14 protein-coding genes are annotated in these 14,077 nt (G+C 69.2%); 6 read left to right on the forward strand and 8 right to left on the reverse strand.

Annotated features, from left to right (window positions below; translation table 11 throughout):
* Nucleotides 1-2: 2 nt before the first annotated feature.
* Nucleotides 3-572, reverse strand: coding sequence for a nucleotidyltransferase family protein (locus tag FHY06_RS12780; protein WP_184605367.1), 570 nt, complete (start codon nucleotides 570-572; stop codon nucleotides 3-5).
* 29 nt (nucleotides 573-601) lie between these two features.
* On the opposite strand from FHY06_RS12780, the gene pdxH reads away from it, so the two are divergent.
* Nucleotides 602-1,255: a pyridoxamine 5'-phosphate oxidase gene (gene pdxH, locus FHY06_RS12785; protein WP_020723081.1), complete on the forward strand. Its 654-nt coding sequence runs from the start codon at nucleotides 602-604 to the stop codon at nucleotides 1,253-1,255.
* Nucleotides 1,256-1,429: 174 nt separating this feature from the next.
* On the opposite strand, the gene FHY06_RS12790 is transcribed toward pdxH, so the two are convergent.
* Entirely contained in the window at nucleotides 1,430-2,641 is a 1,212-nt protein-coding gene (locus FHY06_RS12790) for an OmpA family protein (RefSeq protein ID WP_132797545.1), read from the reverse strand.
* A gap of 18 nt (nucleotides 2,642-2,659) precedes the next feature.
* On the opposite strand from FHY06_RS12790, the gene FHY06_RS12795 reads away from it, so the two are divergent.
* Nucleotides 2,660-3,061 (forward strand): hypothetical protein, encoded by a 402-nt coding sequence (locus tag FHY06_RS12795; RefSeq protein WP_184605368.1) that lies wholly within the window; start codon nucleotides 2,660-2,662, stop codon nucleotides 3,059-3,061.
* A gap of 140 nt (nucleotides 3,062-3,201) precedes the next feature.
* Here FHY06_RS12795 and FHY06_RS12800 read toward each other — a convergent pair whose 3' ends face one another.
* The 4 genes from FHY06_RS12800 to msrA all read right to left on the reverse strand — a co-directional run bounded on the left by FHY06_RS12800 (nucleotide 3,202) and on the right by msrA (nucleotide 7,481).
* On the reverse strand, nucleotides 3,202-4,164 hold the full coding sequence (locus FHY06_RS12800; RefSeq protein ID WP_184605369.1) for an AEC family transporter: 963 nt from the start codon (nucleotides 4,162-4,164) through the stop codon (nucleotides 3,202-3,204).
* A 158-nt stretch (nucleotides 4,165-4,322) separates the two neighbouring features.
* Complete coding sequence (locus FHY06_RS12805; RefSeq protein WP_184605370.1) at nucleotides 4,323-6,425, reverse strand: TonB-dependent receptor; 2,103 nt, start codon at nucleotides 6,423-6,425, stop codon at nucleotides 4,323-4,325.
* A gap of 84 nt (nucleotides 6,426-6,509) precedes the next feature.
* Nucleotides 6,510-6,890: a hypothetical protein gene (locus tag FHY06_RS12810; protein WP_184605371.1), complete on the reverse strand. Its 381-nt coding sequence runs from the start codon at nucleotides 6,888-6,890 to the stop codon at nucleotides 6,510-6,512.
* A 39-nt stretch (nucleotides 6,891-6,929) separates the two neighbouring features.
* Nucleotides 6,930-7,481 (reverse strand): peptide-methionine (S)-S-oxide reductase MsrA, encoded by a 552-nt coding sequence (gene msrA, locus FHY06_RS12815; protein ID WP_184605372.1) that lies wholly within the window; start codon nucleotides 7,479-7,481, stop codon nucleotides 6,930-6,932.
* Between the two features lie 102 nt (nucleotides 7,482-7,583).
* Between msrA and FHY06_RS12820 the strand changes: the two genes are divergently transcribed.
* The 4 genes from FHY06_RS12820 to FHY06_RS12835 are packed head-to-tail and all read left to right on the forward strand — an operon-like array spanning nucleotide 7,584 to nucleotide 10,942.
* Entirely contained in the window at nucleotides 7,584-8,306 is a 723-nt protein-coding gene (locus FHY06_RS12820; protein ID WP_019654857.1) for a TetR/AcrR family transcriptional regulator, read from the forward strand.
* 21 nt (nucleotides 8,307-8,327) lie between these two features.
* On the forward strand, nucleotides 8,328-9,005 hold the full coding sequence (locus tag FHY06_RS12825; protein WP_184605373.1) for a protein-L-isoaspartate O-methyltransferase family protein: 678 nt from the start codon (nucleotides 8,328-8,330) through the stop codon (nucleotides 9,003-9,005).
* Between the two features lie 19 nt (nucleotides 9,006-9,024).
* Nucleotides 9,025-9,360, forward strand: coding sequence for a rhodanese-like domain-containing protein (locus tag FHY06_RS12830; RefSeq protein ID WP_019654855.1), 336 nt, complete (start codon nucleotides 9,025-9,027; stop codon nucleotides 9,358-9,360).
* 22 nt (nucleotides 9,361-9,382) lie between these two features.
* Nucleotides 9,383-10,942, forward strand: coding sequence for a TolC family outer membrane protein (locus FHY06_RS12835; RefSeq protein ID WP_184605374.1), 1,560 nt, complete (start codon nucleotides 9,383-9,385; stop codon nucleotides 10,940-10,942).
* A gap of 138 nt (nucleotides 10,943-11,080) precedes the next feature.
* On the opposite strand, the gene FHY06_RS12840 is transcribed toward FHY06_RS12835, so the two are convergent.
* Both FHY06_RS12840 and FHY06_RS12845 read right to left on the reverse strand, forming a co-directional pair.
* On the reverse strand, nucleotides 11,081-12,472 hold the full coding sequence (locus tag FHY06_RS12840; RefSeq protein ID WP_184605375.1) for a 3-deoxy-D-manno-octulosonic acid transferase: 1,392 nt from the start codon (nucleotides 12,470-12,472) through the stop codon (nucleotides 11,081-11,083).
* 169 nt (nucleotides 12,473-12,641) lie between these two features.
* Nucleotides 12,642-14,024, reverse strand: a complete 1,383-nt coding sequence (locus tag FHY06_RS12845; RefSeq protein ID WP_019654852.1) for a phosphomannomutase/phosphoglucomutase — start codon at nucleotides 14,022-14,024, stop codon at nucleotides 12,642-12,644.
* Between the last annotated feature and the right edge of the window lie 53 nt (nucleotides 14,025-14,077).

Here is a 14,077-nt window from a genome sequence, read left to right on the forward strand (position 1 = left end):
GGCTAGGCGCCTCCGCGCGCCAGCCACAGCGCCTCGGCCCGCGCCAGGGCCTCGGGCGTGTCGATGTCGGTGACCACGCCCATGTCGTCCACCGTCAGATCGGCGACCGAGCCGGCGGCGCGCATCGCCCGCAGCACGGAGGCCGCGCCGGCGGGTCCCTCCAGAGCCGCCAGCTGGGCGCCGCATACCGCGGCGAAACCCACCGGATGGCCGCGCTCACCCTGGTATTGCGGCTGGACGGCATTCACCGCACCGCCGAGCGCGGCTGCCACGGCCTGAAGCGTGCCCGGCCGAACCAGCGGCAGGTCGCCCGGCAGGATCAGCCACCCCTGCGCTTGCGCTGTGGCGCGAACGGCGGCCGCGATCGAATCGCCCATGCCGGGATGCCCCGCGTCTTCGACGTGCCAGGGCAGTCCGCTGGCGCGCACCGCGTCGAGCGTGCGTTCCAGCACCGGCCTTCCGGCCAGCAGCGCCCTGAGCTTGGAGCCGGTGCCGCCGGCCGCGATGAAGCGCTCGCCGCGGCCGGAAGCCAGCACGATCACCGCCGGGGAATTCGCCTTCTGCGTCGTCATGGTCCGAGTATGTGCGCAACAATCCCGGCATGACTTCTCCTCTTTCCAAAGACGAGCTGGCCGCGCTGCGCAAGAGCTACGAGCGCGCCGAGCTCGACGAGACCCGCAGCGCCGACGATCCGCTGAAACAGTTCGAACGCTGGCTCACGGAGGCCGTCGAGGGCCAGGTGCCCGAACCCAACGCGATGACGCTGTGCACCGTCGGCAGCGACCTGCGGCCTTCGAGCCGCATCGTGCTCATCAAGGGCTACGACGCGCGCGGCATCGTCTGGTACACCAACTACGAGAGCCGCAAGGGCCGCGAGCTGGCGGGCAATCCGTATGCGTCGCTGCAGTTCCACTGGGTCGAGCTGGAGCGCGTGGTGCGCATCGAGGGCCGCGTCGAGAAGGCCGGCGCCGAGGAAAGCGACGCCTACTACGCGAGCCGCCCGCTCGACTCGCGCATCGGCGCCTGGGCCAGCCCGCAGAGCGAAGTGATCAGCGGCCGCGACGTCCTGGTGAAGAACGCGGCCCTCTACGCCGCCAAGCACCTGCTCTCTCCGCCGCGCCCGCCGCACTGGGGCGGCTACCGGCTGGTGCCCGACCGCTGGGAGTTCTGGCAGGGCCGCAAGAGCCGGCTGCACGACCGGCTGCGCTACAGGCTCGAAGGCGCGAACTGGGTACGCGAACGCCTCGCTCCCTGATCCCACCAATCATTCAAGGAACACTGCGGAACCGGCTTCGCCGGGCCGCAGGTGTTGCCCCCGGAAGGGGGTTGGCGAAGCGACACGAAGTGCGCGAAGCCTGGGGGCGAGCCCAGTACTACCGCGGAACCGGCTTCGCCGGGCCGCAGGTGTTGCCCGCAAGCCGAGACCGAATCAAGCCTCGCAAGCGACGACCTTGAACTCGACGCGCCGGTCCAGCGCGTCGCTCGCATCGTCGGCGCCCGTGCCGACAATGTTCTCGCGAAAGCCCATGCCCGATTCGCGCAGCTTCTTTGACAGCGGCGGCGCCTCGCCCACCAGCTTCGACTTGACGCTCGCCGCGCGCTGCAGCGACAGCCGCTCGTTCACCGCTTCCGAGCCGGTGCGGCTGGTGTGGCCCGTGACCACCACGCATGAATCGATCTGCGCCGCCTGCCGCGCGATCTGGCGCAGCCACATCGGATAGGCGGCGCTGATCTTCGGATCGGCGAGGAAGTCGGTCGAGCCCGGCTTGAACAGGAACTTCACGCTCAGGTTGTTGGTTTCGAGCCCCAGCCGGGCGATGGTGCCGAAGGTCTTCTCGGCGTCGGCCGTGCGGCCGAGCTGCGATTGCGTGAGGTACAGCCCGCTGTAGATGCGCAGTTGCTGGCCATCGGGCCGCTTCGACGCGGCCTCGTATCGGCTCAGCGCCTCGCTCATGCGGCCGGCCTCGTAGGCGGCGGTGGCTTCCTGCAGCACGGTGGCGGTGGGCAGGCGCTCCAGGTAGAGCGCGTCTGCGGCCTGCCCGGGCTGGGTCTCGGCGGTGCGGATGTAGCCCTCGACGCCGCGGTCCTTGCCGTTCACCGGGCTGTCGCGGAAGAAGGGCGTGGGGCGTGTGTCGAGCGAGGCGTCGCTGATGCGCGTCACCGACTGCGCGATCACCACGCCGCTCTTGATCTCGGTGAGCGCGAGGTTCAGCCGGTAGGGTGCACCAGAGGCGTCCTTGTCGCGCACCAGCGTGCCGTTGAGCACGTACTGCGCGTTGCCGATCTCGGTCGCGTTGAATGGCGAGACGGTGAACTGCTTGAACTGCGCCTGCATGCGCTGGACGATGCGCTGCTCGGCCACGCGCGTCACCTCCGTCTGCTGGCCGCTCGCGCCCTCGAGCAGCGGGTCGATCACGATGCGGCGCTGCGTGAGCGTCGACTCCACCTTGGCCAGGAAGGCCGGCAGCTTCTGGGTCTGCACCATCAGGTCGTCCACCGCCTGGTTCACCGCCTGGTCGAAGGGCATGGCGTTGCCGGTCGCGGGACGGTGCGCGCAGGCCGCGGCGAGCACGGCGGCGGCGCACAGCGCGAGCATGCGCAGCGCCAGGCGGGCTCGTTGGATGGTGGTCGTCATCAGCATTGGCTCCTCAATGTCTTCATGTCCTGGTCCGACAGCGGCTCGCCGACGGCGGCGCGCATGTTGATCTCGGTGCAGCGCTTCGAAGGCGCGGGCCGCGGCGCTGCGGCCGCCGAGGCCTCGCGCTGCACCGGCGGCGGCGGCGATGGCACTGGCACGGGCACGGGCACGGCGGGCTGCGGTCGTGCCTTCGCCACCGGCTTCGGCTTCGACGGCCCCTCCTCGGCCTTCGGCGCCCTGTCCGCCTTCGCCGCGGCCGCGGGCTCGCTCGGCTCGCGCGGCACGCTCGCCGAAAGGCAGGGCGTGCGGCAAGGCTTGGGCGCCTCGGCGGCAGTCTCCGCTGCCTGCGCGGGTCGGCCTTGCAGCGCGATCACCGTCGCGACCACCGCCATAGCAAGAAGGGGCGAAGAGCGCACCGGGTGAATCATCAGCCGGCAAATGTAGGGGGCCAAAGGCCGCGCAGCATCTCGCCAAACGGCCACCCTGCCGAACGGCATAGGCGCGCCGCGTGGAGGCGCTAAGGCGAAAGTGCGCGGGTAGCTACGGGGAGGAGACCGTAGGACTCAGGGCAGCCACTGCACGCACATCATCACGAGCGTGAGCGTGGCCAGCGCCAGCACCGTCGAGACGGCGACACTGGCCGTCACCAGGTCTTCCGCCGTGCGGTAGCGCTGCGAGAACAGGAACACGTTGGCGCCGATCGGCAGCGCCGCGGCCACCACCATCACCGTGAGCGGAATGCCGCGCACGCCCAGCAGCCAGCCGATGAGGGCCACCAGCAGCGGATGCAGCAGGTTCTTCACCAGCGCCTGCATCAGCGCGCCGCGCCAGTGCCGCCCGATGGGCGTGAGCGCGAGCGTGATGCCCACCATCACCAGCGCGATCGGCCCGAATGCCTGGCCCAGCAGCTGGATCGGCTTGTCGATGGCCTCGGGCATGACCAGCCCGGTCTGCGCGAACAGCAGGCCCGCGATGATCGGCAGCGGCACCGGGTGGATGATGGCGTTGCGCAGCGCGCGCATCACTGTGCGGGCCATGGAGGGGCGCTTCTCCGCGCCCGCCGCCCCGAGCGTGTTGGCTTGCTCGCGCGCCACGGCCAGCTCCAGCACCACCGTGGCGCTGGTCAGCAGCACCAGCGAATGCAGCGATATGAGCGTGAGCAGCACCACCATGCCCGGCTCGCCGTAGGCCAGGCCGATCAGCGCGATGCCGATCATCACGGTGTTGCTGTAGGTGTTGGCCAGCGCGATCACCGCGGCCGTGCGGTTGAATCCGCGCAGCGCCAGCGTGCCCGCGAACAGCAGGCCGGAGGCGATGAAATACGCCGCCACCGGCTTGAGGCTCAGTTGCTCCACGTGCACCGTGCTCATCGCGCGGAACAGCAGCGCCGGCGCGAGCAGCAGGAAGATGAGGTGAGACAGGTCCTTCACCGCGCCGCCACCGATCCAGCGCCGCTTGCCGGCCAGGTAGCCCACTGCGATCAGCACGACCACGGGCACGAGCGAGGAGATGACGAAGGAATTCACCCGGCGAGGATAGCCGAGGGGTGCGGCTGTCTTGCTCCTTCCCCCTCTGGGCGAAGGTTGGGATGGGGCAGGCGCGCTTGCAGAAGCCAGGCTCCCATCAAGGGCCGCTTGCCCCCACCCCTGCCCTCCCCCAGCGGGGGATGGAGAAACAACACCGGTCAGAACGTCACGCGCAGACCGACCTTCAGCGTGCGCCCCGGCAGCGGCGCGTTCGGATACACGGTCGTCGTCAGGATCGAAGTCGGGCTGTAGGCCAGCTTGTTCGTGATGTTGTCCATGCGCGCATACCAGGTGAGGTTGGCGCGCTGCACCTTCATGCGGTAGGTGATGGCGGCGTTCCACAGCGTGTAGGCATCCGTCTCGCGCGCGCCCACGGAGGGCACGCGGTGCTGCGCCGCGTTGTAGTCGAAGCCGAAGCGCGCGCCCCAAGGGCCGTTGTTGTAGGCCAGCGTGGCCCCAAGGCGCAGCGGCGCGATGCGCGGCAGCGGCTCGCCGGTGTCGAGGTTCTTGGCGCGCACGATGTCGCCGCGCCATTCCAGGTCGAGCGTGCCCGCATCGTCCATGCGTGCGAAGCCGTCCGAGCCCAGCAGGCGCAGGTTGCCGTTGGCCTCGATGCCGGTGAAGCGCGCGCGCACGCCGCCGTAGACGTACTCGGCCAGCGTGTCGGCGGCGCCGGGTTCGGCCACGTTGCCCTCCTCGTCGAGGCTGCGCCCCGTCGCGGTCAGGCCGATGTAGTTGCGAAAGCGCGTGACGTAGGCATTGACGCGGGCGGTGTTGGGGCCCGACTTCCATTGCGCGCCCAGGTCGAAGCCGGTGGACTTCTCCTTCTTCAGGTTCGGATCGCCCACTTCCCACGCACCCGTCGCCACGTGCGGGCCGTTGGCCAGCAGCTCGTAGTCCTTGGGCGCGCGCTCGGTATAGGCGAGGTTCGAGGTCAGCTGCCACTGCGGCGCGAGGTTGACCAGCGCACCGAATGCAGCGCTGTGCGGGTTGAAGGTGCGCTCGCCGATGGCAAAGCGCGTGACCGTCGGATCGTCCGGATAGCCCAGCGAGCGGATACGGACCTGCTCGGTGCGCGCGCCGAAGCTCAGGCGGCCCCACGAAGTGCCGTATTCCTCGTGCAGGAAGAACGCGTTCGAGCGCGTGCGGCTGTGCGGCGCGAAGGCCTCCTCGCCGTCGGCGGCGAAGCGGTTGGTCTCGCTGCTGAAGCCGACCAGGCCCTCGAAGTTGCCGATCTTCTGGTGGCGCGCCTCGATGCGCAGGTCGTTGCTCATGTTCGAGAAGGTGGTGCCGGGCGTGCCGCCCTCGAACTCGGTGTGGCGGTAGTCGGTGTGGCTGAGCTTGGCGTGGATGCTGCTGATGAAGCCGCCCGGCCGCCACTCGCCTTCCAGCGCGTAGCGGTCGGACTTCATGTTGATGGTCACGTCGTCCTCGGCCACCGTGCCGTACTTGCTGCGGTAGCTGCTGACCGAGGCGCCGATGTAGCCCTGGTCGAAGAACAGCGTGCCGCCGAGCGCGCCGCCGCTGGCCTCGTTGGCCGAGTTGCAGATCTTGCGCGCCGTCCACGGCGAGCCGGGCTTGCTGCATTCGAGCGTGATCGGCACCGAGACGTCCTTGGAGTCGCGGTTGAAGGCATCGACATGCACCGCGAAGCGGTCGTTGCCGCCTTCGAGCACCACGCCGCCGTTCTTCTCCTTGTTGCCGGTGGAATAGCCCAGGTCGGCGCGGCCGCCGAAACCGTTGATGGGCTCGGAGGGAATGCGGTTGTCGATCACGTTGACCACGCCGCCCACGGCGCTGCCGCCGTACTGCAGCGCCGAGGGGCCGCGCAGCACCTCGATGCGCTCGGTGACCAGCGCATCGACGGGCACGGCATGGTCGTAGCTGAGCGCGGAGGCGTCGGGCGCGGCGCCGCCGTTCTGCAGGATACGGATGCGGTCGCCGTCCTGGCCGCGGATGATCGGCCGGCTGGCGTTGGGGCCGAAGTAGCTGCTGCTCACGCCCGGCACGTTGTCCAGCGTCTCGCCGAGGGTCGATTGGGAACGCAGCAGCAGCTTGTCGCCCGACAGCGCCGTGGTGGGCGCGATCAGGTCGGTGGCGCCCAGCGGATTGCCGGTGACGGTGATCTCGCGCAGGCTCGCGGCATCGGCGGGTTGGGCCTGCTGGACCTGCGCGGGATCCTGTGCCTGGGCCATGCTTGCGAAGGAGGCGAGCGAAAGAACGGCAACGCCGATGGCGTTGCGACGGAAATTGGGGGTCATGAAAAGGACACTCGGTGAATCAAGGAACGACCAGCCGCCACCGCGCGCAAGGCGGGTGCAGCAGCAGCCGGAACACAAGGGGATTCAGCGAGTGGAAGGCGGGCCGCGCGCGTCGAAGAGCGCGACCCAGCGGGCGAGCGCCTCGCCCTGCAGGAAAGCGAAGGTGGCCGACGGCAGCAGCATCGGCAGCACCAGCAGCGGCACGCCGGGCATGGCCGAGCCGTGGGAGAGCTGGTCGTACAGCCGGCACTCGGCATCGGTGTGATCGCCGAACAGGCTGGCCAGGTGATGAGCCGTGTGCTTGTGGACGATCTGCGCGGCCTGCGCCGCGGCGGCCGGCAGGCCCGGCACGTGCAGCGATCGGTGCATCAGACCCAGCGTGCCCGCGAACCACAACGCGACCGCAAGCACGACCACGAGCACGCGGGTCAAGCGGGGTCTGGACTGTCGGATGGCGAGGTGCACGGAAGGGGTCGGGTTCGGGCCGTTCGGCGCGTCAGGCCTTCAGCCCTTGACGCGCGATGCGAAGGTCTTCTGGAACTTCTCGACCTTCGGGCCCACGACGAAGGCGCAGTAGCCCTGGTTCGGATGGTTCAGGAAGTAGTCCTGGTGATAGGCCTCGGCCGTCGAGTAGTTGGCCAGCGGCGCCACCTCGGTGACCACGGGCGAGGAGTAGGTCTTGCTGGCCTCGATCTCGCGGATCACGTCCTGGGCCACCTGCTTCTGGGCGTCGTCGATGTAGTAGATGCCGCTGCGGTACTGGGTGCCGACGTCGTTGCCCTGGCGGTTGAGCGTGGTCGGGTCGTGCACGACGAAGAAGATCTCGAGGATGTCTCGCAGGCTGATCTGCGCCGGGTCGAATTCGAGCTTGACCACCTCGGCGTGCCCGGTGCGGCCGGTGCAGACCTGCTCGTAGGTCGGGTTGACGGCCTGGCCGTTGCTATAGCCCGATTCGACGTCGAGCACGCCCTGCACCCGGTCGAAGACCGCTTCGGTGCACCAGAAGCAGCCCCCGCCCAGCACGATGGTTTCGGTGGTCGGCGATGAAGAGGACATGGTGCGGCTCCGGAGGAGGTTGAAAAGACGAACCCGATATTGTCGCGGCTTGACGTGACGGATGTCGGTCACTACATTACTAACCCGCGAGTCATTAATAACATGTCCCCCTCCCGTTCCCTCGTCGACAAGATCTGTCCGGTGCGCGCCAAGCGCGAGCGCCGGAAGGAGGCGCGCCCCGGCGAACTGCTGGCGGCCGCGCTCGATCTTTTCGTGGAAAAAGGCTTTGCGGCGACACGCTCAGAGGAAGTGGCGGCGCGCGCCGGGGTTTCCAAGGGCACCCTCTTCCTGTACTTCCCGAGCAAGGAAGAGCTCTTCAAGGCCGTGGTCATGGAGAACCTCGGCGGCCGTTTCACCGAGTGGAATGCAGAGTTCGAGGCCTTCGAGGGCACCACCGCCGACATGCTGCGCTACTGCATGAACGTGTGGTGGGAGCGCGTGGGCAAGACCCAGGCCTCGGGGCTGACCAAGCTCATGATGAGCGAAGGCGCCAATTTCCCCGGGCTCGCGGAGTTCTATCGCGAGCAGGTGGTCCGGCCCGGCCACGAGCTGCTGCGGCGCATCTTCCAGCGCGGCATCGACAGCGGCGAGTTCGCGCCCATGGACATCGACCACGCCATCTACTCGGTGGTCGCGCCCATGGTCTTTCTCATGCTCTGGAAGCATTCGGCCATGGTCTGCGTCGACGGTGCCGCGGCGCTCGACCCCGAAAAATACCTGGCGACCCAGGCCGAAGTGGTGATCAACGGGCTCAGCGTGCGCCCCGGAAGGCCGACCGAACCGGTGGTGTCACCGGCGGCACCTAAAATTGAAGGTTTGTCCTGAGCCCACAAGGAAAGCCACGCCATGAACCCCACCCCCACCCTCGAGCGCTTGCGCTTCAACATGATCGAGCAGCAGATCCGCCCCTGGGACGTGCTCGACAACGACATCCTCGAGCTGCTGGCCCAGATCCACCGCGAGGACTACGTGCCGGAAGCGCACCGCACCCTCTCGTTCTTCGACATGGAACTGCCGCTGCTCGACGGCTCCGTGCCCGGCGAGATCATGCTGTCGCCCAAGGTCGAGGCCCGCACGCTGCAGGACCTGCACATCAAGAAGCACGAGACCGTGCTCGAGATCGGCACCGGCTCCGGCTTCATGGCCGCCCTGCTGGGCGCCCGCGCCGCCCAGGTGCTGTCGCTGGAGATCAACCCCGTGCTGGCCGCCCGCGCCGCCGAGACGCTGCGCCGCAACGGCGTGACCAACGTCGAGGTACGCCATGCCGACGGCTCCGTGCCGCTGCCCAGCGGCCCCAGCTTCGACGTGATCGTGCTCAGCGGCTCCGTCGCGCGCATTCCGCAGAACCTGCTCGGATCGCTGAAGGTCGGCGGCCGCCTCTCGGCCATCGTGGGCGAAGAGCCGATGATGCGTGCCCACTTCGTCACACGCACCAGCGAGAGCAAGTGGGACATCATCCAGCCCTGGGACACGATGGCCCCGCGCCTGCTGAACTTCCCCGAGCCCTCGCGCTTCGCGTTCTGAGCCGACGGTTGACACGAGCATGATCGACCAAGTCCGCCCCGCCGACCTCGCCGCCTGGTTCGCACAGAACGCCGACGCAGCCCCCGTGCTGCTCGACGTGCGCGAGCCCTGGGAGCTGCAGACGGCTAGCGTCACGCCCCAGGGCTTCACCCTGGTGGCGATTCCGATGAACGAGATCCCCGGGCGGCTGGCCGAGCTGAATGACGGCCAACGCATCGCATGCCTGTGCCATCACGGCGCGCGCAGCCAGCGCGTGGCCGCCTTCCTGAACCAGAACGGCTTTGACCAGCTCGCCAACGTGGCAGGCGGCATCGACGCCTGGTCGTCGCACGACCCTACGGTCCCGCGCTACTGATTCTTTCCCCCAAGGACGTTCAATGCCTTCCAGGCCCCGGCTTTCGCCTCTTTCCGCAGCACTCGCAACCACCTTCGCAGTCCTGCTCGCATCGCCGGCCCTGACCCAGGCCCAGACACTGAACGAACTCTACGAATCCGCCCGCGGCTTCGACGCCACGTACCAGGGCGCACGGGCCCAGTACGACGCCAGCATCGCGCGCGCCGCGCAGGCCAAGGCCGGCATCCTGCCCGCCGTGGGCCTCACCGCAGGCGTCACGCGCAGCGACCTGGACATCGACACCCTCACCGGCACCGGCCGGGGCAGCTCCGCCTCGCGCGACTTCAACACGCAGAACATCGGCATCAACGCCACCCAGCCGCTGTACCGGCCCGCGAACTGGGCCACCTACGAGCAGGGCAAGCGCCAGGCCGACATCGCCCAGGCGGTGCTCACCATCGCCGAGCAGGACCTGATCGTGCGCGTGAGCCAGGCCTACTTCGACGTGCTCGCGAGCCAGGACAGCCTGGCGCTCGTGCGCGCGCAGAAGGTGGCCGTGGCCGAGCAGCTTGCATCGGCCAAGCGCAACTTCGAGGTAGGCACCTCCACCATCACCGATTCGCGCGAGGCCCAGGCCCGCTACGACCTGGTGATCGCCCAGGAGATCGCCGCGGAGAACGACCTGCAGGTGAAGAAGGTGGTGCTCGACCAGCTGGTCGGCCGTCCCGGCAGCGTGCCGGTGCCGCTCGCCGTGCCCGTGGTGCTGCCGACGGCGACGCCCGCAGACATCAACGCATGGGTCTCGCAGGCCGACGAGGCGCATCCCTCCATCCGGCAGGCCCGCCTGGGCCTGGACGTGGCCGGGCTCGAAGTGGAGAAGGCCAAGGCCGGCCACAAGCCCACGCTGGACGCCAACCTGGGCTACAACGTCACGCGCAATCCGACCGGAACCAGCACGAGTACCGTGGGCACGCGCGTCAACGCGGCCACGGTGGGCGTCACCTTCAACCTGCCGCTGTTCGCCGGCTTCGCCACCGAGAACCGCATCAAGGAAACGCTGGCGCTCGAAGACCAGTCGCGCAGCGTGCTCGAAGGCACGCGCCGCAGCGTGGCGCAGGCCACGCGCGCGGCCTACCTCGGGCTCGTTTCGGGGGCGGGGCAGGTGAAGGCGCTGGAAGCCGCCGAGGCCTCGAGCCAGAGCGCGCTCGACGCCAACCGGCTCGGCTACCAGGTGGGCGTGCGCATCAACATCGACGTGCTGAACTCGCAGAGCCAGCTCTACCAGACCAAGCGCGACCTCGCGCAGGCGCGCTACAACGTGCTGCTGGGCAACCTGAAGCTGCGCCAGGCCAACGGTACGCTGACCGTGGACGACATGAACGCGATCAACGCGACGCTGGCCAGCAGCGGCAGCGTGCCGGCCGTGCCGCCGGCCATCGGCCCCGACCGCGGCACCACGACGACCACGACACCCGTTGTGCCCGCGACGCCGCCGAGCATCCCCGCGATCCCGCCGGTGCAGACGCCGCAGTTCAATCCGCCCGCACCGACGATGCCGACGGCGCCCGTGCCGCCGGTGATCGTGAATCCGCCAGTGCGCTGAGCCAGTTGGATTTTTCTCCCTCCCCTCCCGGGGGAGGGTCGGGGTGGGGGCACCGTGGCTTTAACCCATTCGCAGCGCTCGTTGGGCACTGGCCCCCATCCCAACCTTCCCCCAGAGGGGGAAGGAGCCAGAGGCAATTCAATCCAGCGTGGGTTCCGCGCGCGGCGGTTGTTGCGGATCGCCGTCCAGCGGCGCATTCACCGTGTCCACCGGCTCGGCCGCCTGCGCAATCGCCAGCACTGCCGCCGCCGTGCGCTCGGCCGCGCCGCGGTTCGACGAGGAGAACGCCAGCGCGGCCTGCGCCATCGCGGCGCGGCGCTCGGGGTTCTCGACCAGCTTCAGCGCCGCAGTGACGGCCTGCTCCATGCCTTCGACGCGCAGGGATGCGCCCGCGGCCAGCGAGAGCTGCGCTGCCTCGGCGAAGTTGAACGTGGACGGGCCCATGACCACCGGGCAGCCGCAGGCCGCCGGCTCGATCAGGTTCTGCCCGCCCAGCGGCTCGAAGCTGCCGCCGAGCAACGCCACGTCGGCCAGGCCGTAATAGAGCGCCATCTCGCCCAGCGAATCGCCAAGCCAGATCTCGGCATCGGACGGCTGGCCCGCCGCACTGCGGCGCGCCACCGTGAAGCCCTCGGCCTCGATCAGCGCCGCGACCTCGTCGAAACGCTGCGGATGGCGCGGCACGATCATCCATTGCACGTCATGCACGCGCTTGGCGATCGAGCGGATCGCGCCCTGCTCCGGCGGCACCGGTGACGTCGCGCCGAAACGCTTGAGCACTTCGAGCAGCATGCGCTCCTCGCCGTCGCGCGAGCTTGCGAGCACCACCATCGGCTTGGGCAGGCGCTCGCGCAGCGAGGCAGCGGCGGTGAGCTGGCGCGCATCGGGCGTGGCGTCGAACTTCAGGTTGCCGTAGATGCCGGCCACCTTGGCGCCGAGCGACACCAGCCGGTGTGCATCGGCCTCGGTCTGCGCCCACACGGCCGTGAGAGACGAATACGCGGGCCGCGCCAGCCATGCAAGGCGCTCCGCCGCTGCCAGCGACTTCTCGTTGAGGCGCGCATTGGCCAGCACGAGCGGAATGCGGCGTTCGGCGCAGGCGGCAGTCAGCTCGGGCCAGACCTCGGTTTCCATCAGCACGCCGATGCGCGGCTGGAAGCGGTCGAGGAAGCGGCGCACGGCGCCAGGCGTGTCCCACGGCTGCCAGACCTGCGTGTCGCCCGGCTCCAGCAGCTTGGCACCTTCCTCGCGACCGGTGGCGGTACCGTGCGTGAGCAGGATCGGCACGCCGGGGTACTGCCGGCGCAGCTCGGCGATCAGGATCGCGGCCGCGCGCGTCTCGCCGAGCGAGACCGCATGCACCCAGCACTGGGCAAGCCCGGTGATGGCTTCGTCGTAGTAGCCGAAGCGCTCCTCCACCGCCACGCCATAGCCCGGCTCGGCCTGCGCGCGGCGCCGCAGCTTGCGGCGCACGAGCGGTTGCACGACAGTGGTGAAGGCGCCGTAGAGGCGCAGCAGCAGGGAACGCACGATTCAGTTCCCCACCAAGACCACACCGTTGCGGAACCCACAGCGCGTGAGACCCGCGCGGCCTTTCACGCCAGCGCTACCTTGGAGCCGGCTTTGCCGGGCCAGTGGTATCGCCCCCTGGAAGGGGGTTGGCGCAGCGACACGGAGTGCGCGAAGACGGGGGGTCATCCTAATGCGCCGCTTCGCCTACCTTGGCGTCGGGCTTGGCGGTTCTCAGAAGGGCCAGCATCTCGGCCTCGATGCGCTTGAGCGCCGCATCGGTCTGCCCTTCGAAGCGCAGCACCAGCACGGGCGTGGTGTTCGACGCGCGGATCAGCCCGAAGCCATCGGGCCAGTCGACGCGCAGCCCGTCGATGGTCGATACCTTGGCGGGCGCGGCGAAGTTCGCGCCCTTCACCAGCTTGTCGACCACCGCGTGCGGCTCGCCCTCGGCGCAGGCCACGTTCAGCTCGGGCGTCGAGAAGCTCGTGGGCAGCGCGTTGAGCACGGCGTTCGCGTCGGGGCTCTTGCTCAGGATCTCGAGCAGGCGGCAGCCCGCGTAGGTGCCGTCGTCGAAGCCGAACCAGCGCTCCTTGAAGAAGATGTGGCCGCTCATCTCACCGCCCAGGGGCGAGTCGATTTCCTTCATCTTCGCCTTGATGAGCGAGTGGCCGGTCTTGAAGATCATCGGCTTGCCGCCCGCGGCCTCGATGGCCGGGCCCAGGCGCTGCGAGCACTTCACGTCGTAGACGATGGTGCCGCCGGGCACGCGCGAGAGCACGTCCTGCGCAAAGAGCTGCATCTGGCGGTCGGGGAAGATGTTCTGGCCGTCCTTAGTGACGATGCCCAGGCGGTCGCCGTCGCCGTCGAAGGCCAGGCCCAGCTCGGCGTCACCCGCGGCCAGCGCGGCGATCAGGTCCTTCAGGTTCTCGGGCTTGCTCGGGTCGGGGTGGTGGTTGGGGAAGTTGCCGTCGACCTCGCTGAAGAGCTCGGTCACCTCGCAGCCCAGGGCGCGGAAGATGGCCGGGGCCGAGGCGCCGGCGATGCCGTTGCCCGAATCGACCACGATCTTCATCGGGCGCGCCAGCTTGATGTCGCCAGCGATGCGCTCGATGTAGGCCGGGGCCACGTCGACCTTGCGCACGCTGCCGCCCGGGGCGAGCTGCGCGGTGCCGGCTTCCATGGTCCTGCGCAGGGCCTGGATCTCGTCGCCGTAGATCGCACGGCCGGCCAGCACCATCTTGAAGCCGTTGTAGTCCTTGGGGTTGTGGCTGCCGGTGACCTGGATGCCGCTCGTGCACAGCGTGTGGGCCGCGAAGTACAGCATGGGCGTGGTGACGGCGCCCACGTCGATGACCTCGATGCCCGTGGCCACCAGGCCCTTGATCAGCGCCTCGGCCAGCGCGGGGCCCGACAGGCGGCCGTCGCGCCCCACCGCCACCGACTTCTCGCCCGCCGCGCGGGCCGCGCTGCCGAAGGCCCTGCCCAGCGCTTCCGCCACCTCGGCATCGAGTGTGACCGGCACGATGCCGCGGATGTCATAGGCCTTGAAGATCGACGCGCTGAGCTGCATGGAGAGGCGTTCCCTGTCGGATTTGTAAACCGGGCATTGTAGGCAAGGCCCCG

Source organism: Variovorax atrisoli, from assembly GCF_014195185.1.
Classification (GTDB): domain Bacteria; phylum Pseudomonadota; class Gammaproteobacteria; order Burkholderiales; family Burkholderiaceae_C; genus Variovorax; species Variovorax atrisoli.

Coding starts and splice junctions, on each gene's coding strand:
- FHY06_RS12780 (WP_184605367.1), bottom strand. CDS start 572: ATGACGACGCAGAAGGCGAATTCCCCGGCGGTGATCGTGCTGGCTTCC.
- pdxH (WP_020723081.1), top strand. CDS start 602: ATGACTTCTCCTCTTTCCAAAGACGAGCTGGCCGCGCTGCGCAAGAGC.
- FHY06_RS12790 (WP_132797545.1), bottom strand. CDS start 2,641: ATGCTGATGACGACCACCATCCAACGAGCCCGCCTGGCGCTGCGCATG.
- FHY06_RS12795 (WP_184605368.1), top strand. CDS start 2,660: ATGTCCTGGTCCGACAGCGGCTCGCCGACGGCGGCGCGCATGTTGATC.
- FHY06_RS12805 (WP_184605370.1), bottom strand. CDS start 6,425: ATGACCCCCAATTTCCGTCGCAACGCCATCGGCGTTGCCGTTCTTTCG.
- msrA (WP_184605372.1), bottom strand. CDS start 7,481: ATGTCCTCTTCATCGCCGACCACCGAAACCATCGTGCTGGGCGGGGGC.
- FHY06_RS12820 (WP_019654857.1), top strand. CDS start 7,584: ATGTCCCCCTCCCGTTCCCTCGTCGACAAGATCTGTCCGGTGCGCGCC.
- FHY06_RS12825 (WP_184605373.1), top strand. CDS start 8,328: ATGAACCCCACCCCCACCCTCGAGCGCTTGCGCTTCAACATGATCGAG.
- FHY06_RS12830 (WP_019654855.1), top strand. CDS start 9,025: ATGATCGACCAAGTCCGCCCCGCCGACCTCGCCGCCTGGTTCGCACAG.
- FHY06_RS12835 (WP_184605374.1), top strand. CDS start 9,383: ATGCCTTCCAGGCCCCGGCTTTCGCCTCTTTCCGCAGCACTCGCAACC.
- FHY06_RS12845 (WP_019654852.1), bottom strand. CDS start 14,024: ATGCAGCTCAGCGCGTCGATCTTCAAGGCCTATGACATCCGCGGCATC.